General features: G+C 63.1%; 1 pseudogene. It reads left to right on the top strand.

Annotation, left to right across the window (positions count from 1 at the left end):
• Window positions 1-314 precede the first annotated feature (314 nt).
• Window positions 315-488: pseudogene (locus tag Q7A36_RS40840) on the top strand (IS630-like element ISAli3 family transposase); the annotation flags it as partial.

Raw genomic sequence — 488 nt, forward strand, 5'->3', positions numbered from 1 at the left:
ATGACCATAGCATAAGCCAACAGGATTGCCGTAGGCGGCACCACCGCTCGCGGCGACACGGGAAGCGTGACCGTCTTCTTCTATGGTGGTGCAGAGCCGCCGCGTTTCAGGTGGGTCGCGCTTTACTGGGGCAACGCCTCGTGCATGAGGCATTATGGTTTGGGATCACGCCACTGACCCGACCGCATGTAAGGTGATGCAGCCGTCGCTGCGACGCAGAACCGCCCCGGGCCCAACAGCTTTGCCGAACCCCGCTTTGACCCTACTGGAAGTTCCGCATGTAGAAACGCCGTTGACAGCCGAACCCTTCATGTAAAGATGAAGCCCGAGTTGGACAGAAGGGCAGCCTGACCTACGTTTGGGCGCCGGTCGGCTCGCGCCCGGCCATGGTGCGCGACAATCGACACAGCTCTGCCTACCTGTTCGGCGCGATCTGCCCAGCCCGCGGTGTGGGGGCCGCGGTCATCACGCCCGTGGCCAACACCGCA

Origin of the sequence: Paracraurococcus lichenis (assembly GCF_030657435.1) — a bacterium.
In the GTDB taxonomy this organism is placed as follows: Bacteria; Pseudomonadota; Alphaproteobacteria; order Acetobacterales; family Acetobacteraceae; genus Paracraurococcus; species Paracraurococcus lichenis.